The organism is Isoptericola sp. NPDC057191 (genome assembly GCF_042670225.1).
Taxonomy (GTDB): domain Bacteria; phylum Actinomycetota; class Actinomycetes; order Actinomycetales; family Cellulomonadaceae; genus Isoptericola.
Genome location: NZ_JBHUWC010000282.1, coordinates 1 through 3,329, shown reverse-complemented (window position 1 = coordinate 3,329; position 3,329 = coordinate 1). Strand labels below are relative to the sequence as shown.

The following is a 3,329-nucleotide window of genomic DNA, read 5'->3' as shown; positions in this document are numbered from 1 at the left end:
CCACCACCCACACCTCGCGCGCGCGGCGCAGGGCGTCGAACGTCAGCGAGACGCGCTCGGGCGGTGGCTTGGGGGAGCCGTGCACCCCGACCGTGGCGCCCCGGGCCGCGAGGCCCGCGTGGCCGGGGAACAGCGAGGCGACGTGCCCGTCCGGCCCCATGCCGAGCAGCAGGACGTCGAACTCCGGCACCGCCGGGCCGTCCCCGTCGGCAGCCGCGGGGGAGAAGCGCGCCAGCTCCGCGGCGTACGCCTCGGCGGCCTGCTCCGGGGTCTGGACGCGCACGCCGTCGACGACGGCGCCGAGGGCGGGCATCGCGTGCACGTGGTCGGCCGGCAGGCCCGACCCGTCGATCAGGGCGTCCACGAGTGCCGCCCGGGCCTGGGTCTCGTTCCGGTCGGCGTCGCCGTCGGGCAGGAAGCGCTCGTCGCCCCACCACAGGTGCACGTCCGACCAGTCCACGGCCGCCGACAGCGGGCTCGCGGCCACCGCGGCGAGCGTCTTGATGCCCACCGTCCCGCCGGTCAGGACGGCGTGCACCGGGGTGCGCACCGACTGCACGTCGAGCAGCCGCGTGAGCAGGCGCGCGGCGGCCGCCTCGGCGAGGACGTCGGCGTCCGGGTGGACGACGACCAGCGGCGCGGTGCCGCCGTCCGTCGCGCTCACGCGCTGGCCTTCTTCTTCGCCTTGACGGTCTCGACCCGGGAGAGCCCCTTCGTGAGGACCTCGCCGTACAGCTCGTCGGGGTCGAGGCGCCGCAGCTCCTCGATGAGCGCCTCGCTCAGCGCGCGGATCGGCAGGGCCATCCGCCGCTCGGGCTTCTCGGGCTGGGTGATCGCCACGACGCGGCCGTCCGGCCGGTCGAGCACGATGGGGCCGCTTTTGCGCTCCAGGGTCACCCGCGTGATGGCGTCGTCGCTGTCCGTGCGCACGACGGTGGCCGGGCAGCGCAGGCGCTGGCCGAGCCAGGCCGCGAGCAGGTCGAGCGACGTGTGCTCCTCCTGGCCCTCGACGCGCACCGCGGTCACCGGCTCGAACGGCGGCTGCTCGACGGCCGCGGCGATGAGGCCGCGCCAGAGGGTGACGCGCGCCCACGCCAGGTCCGTGTCGCCGGGCTGGAACGTGCCGGCCAGGCGGTGCAGCATGGCGACCGGGTCGGCGGCCGTCGTGGTGTCGGTGATCCGGCGCTGCGCCATCGCGCCCATCGGGTCACCGGTCGGGTCGTCGGGACCGCCCGTCGGCCACCACACGACGATCGGCGCGTCGGGCAGCAGCAGCGGCATGACGAGCGTGTCCGGGTGGTCGAGCATCGGCCGCCCGGCCCGCAGGACGACGACCTCGGACGCGCCGGCGTCGCCGCCCACACGGATCTCGGCGTCGAGGCGCGGGGCGGAGGCGTCGCGCTGCGCGAGCGGGGCGACGACGATGACGCGGCAGGGGTGCTCGTGGCTCGCCTGGTTCGCGGCGTGCACCGAGTCCTCGATGTCCGCCTCCTCGGCGACGACGACGAGGGTCAGGACACGGCCGAGCGCGACGGCGCCGCCCTCGTCCCGCAGGTGGGCGAGCCGCTTGCCGACCGCGTTGGTGGTCGTGTCCGGCATGTCGATGATCATCGGAGAGCTCCTGGGTGGGTGCGGCTCGCCGCGGCGCGGGCGGCGTCGTGCGGGGGACGGGCCGGGCGGGCGGTCACGGCCGCCGCCACGACCGGCCGTCGCGGGCCATCATCGCGTCCGCCGAGGGCGGGCCCCAGGTACCCGACGGGTACGGCTCCGGCTTGCCCTTGCTCGCCCAGTACGACGTGATCGGGTCGAGGATCTTCCAGGAGAGCTCGACCTCCTCGCGCGTCGGGAAGAGCGGCGGGTCGCCGAGCAGCACGTCGAGGATGAGCCGCTCGTAGGCCTCCGGCGACGACTCCGTGAAGGAGTGGCCGTAGCCGAAGTCCATCGTCACGTCGCGCACCTCCATGGCGGTGCCCGGCACCTTCGCGCCGAACCGGAGCGTGACGCCCTCGTCCGGCTGCACGCGGATGACCAGGGCGTTGCTGCCCAGGTCGGACGTGAGGGACGACTCGAACGGCAGGTGCGGAGCCTTCTTGAACACCACGGCCACCTCGGTGACGCGCCGGCCCAGGCGCTTGCCCGTGCGGAGGTAGAAGGGCACCCCCGCCCAGCGGCGGTTGTCGATCTCGAGCTTGACGGCGGCGAACGTCTCGGTCGTGGAGTCGGGGTTGAAGCCCTCCTCCTCGAGGAACCCGACGACCTTCTCGCCGCCCTGCCACGCGGCGGCGTACTGCCCGCGGGCCGTGTGCCGGCCGAGGTCGCGGGGGAGGCGCACCGACGACAGCGCCTTGATCTTCTCGGCGCGCAGGGCGTCGGCGTCGAAGTTCACCGGCTCCTCCATGGCGACGAGGGCCAGGAGCTGCAGGAGGTGGTTCTGGATGACGTCCCGTGCGGCGCCGATGCCGTCGTAGTAGCTGGCGCGCCCGCCGATGCCGATGTCCTCGGCCATCGTGATCTGCACGTGGTCCACGTAGTTGTTGTTCCACAGCGGCTCGAACATCTGGTTCGCGAACCGCAGGGCGAGGAGGTTCTGGACCGTCTCCTTGCCGAGGTAGTGGTCGATACGGAAGACCGACTCGGGGTCGAAGACCTGGGAGACCACCGCATCGAGCTCGCGGGCGCTCTCGAGGTCGTGGCCGAACGGCTTCTCGATGACGACGCGGCGCCAGGCGTCCTCGGACGACTTCGACAGGCCGGACTCGGACAGCTGCCGGCACACGACGGGGAACGCGCTGGGCGGCACCGACAGGTAGAACGCGTGGTTGCCACCCGTGCCGCGCTCGGCGTCGAGCTGCTCGACGGTCTGGCGCAGCCGCTCGAAGGCGTCGTCGTCGTCGAACGACCCCTGGACGAACCGGATGCCCTCGGCGAGCTGGCGCCACGTGGCCTCGCGGAACGGGGTGCGGGCGTGCTCCTTGACCGCGTCGTGCACGACCTGCGCGAAGTCCTGGTCCTCCCAGTCGCGGCGGGCGAAGCCCGTCAGCGCGAAGCCGGGCGGCAGCAGCCCGCGGTTCGCCAGGTCGTACACGGCGGGCATGAGCTTCTTACGCGACAGGTCGCCCGTGACGCCGAAGATCACGAGCCCGCAGGGGCCGGCGATGCGGGGGAGGCGCAGGTCGAGGGGGTCGCGCAGCGGGTTGTGCTCGGCGGTGATCTTGGCCGGTCTCACGAGGTGGGCACCGTTCTTCGTCGTGCGGGCGGGAGGTGTGGGCCCGGGGCGCCCGCTGGCGCCCCGGGCGGGGGCGTCCGGCGCCCTGGGCCTTCAGGCCCGC

Annotated in this window: 3 protein-coding genes; all 3 read right to left on the bottom strand. The window is 74.0% G+C overall.

Annotated elements, in window-relative coordinates:
- On the bottom strand, positions 1 to 664 hold a 664-nt coding region (gene pgl / locus ACFT55_RS19770), incomplete at its 3' end, for a 6-phosphogluconolactonase (RefSeq protein WP_380245559.1).
- Positions 661 to 1,611, bottom strand: a complete 951-nt coding sequence (gene opcA / locus ACFT55_RS19765) for a glucose-6-phosphate dehydrogenase assembly protein OpcA (RefSeq protein WP_380245558.1) — start codon at positions 1,609 to 1,611, stop codon at positions 661 to 663. The genes pgl and opcA, both read right to left, overlap by 4 nt.
- A 73-nt stretch (positions 1,612 to 1,684) precedes the next feature.
- Positions 1,685 to 3,226 carry a glucose-6-phosphate dehydrogenase gene (zwf, locus tag ACFT55_RS19760; RefSeq protein WP_380245557.1) on the bottom strand — a complete coding sequence of 514 codons (1,542 nt, stop codon included), beginning with the start codon at positions 3,224 to 3,226 and terminating at the stop codon, positions 1,685 to 1,687.
- Positions 3,227 to 3,329: the final 103 nt, after the last annotated feature.

Excerpts from the sequence above, each read along its gene's own strand:
- opcA (WP_380245558.1), bottom strand. The coding sequence starts at position 1,611 with ATGATCATCGACATGCCGGACACGACCACCAACGCGGTCGGCAAGCGG.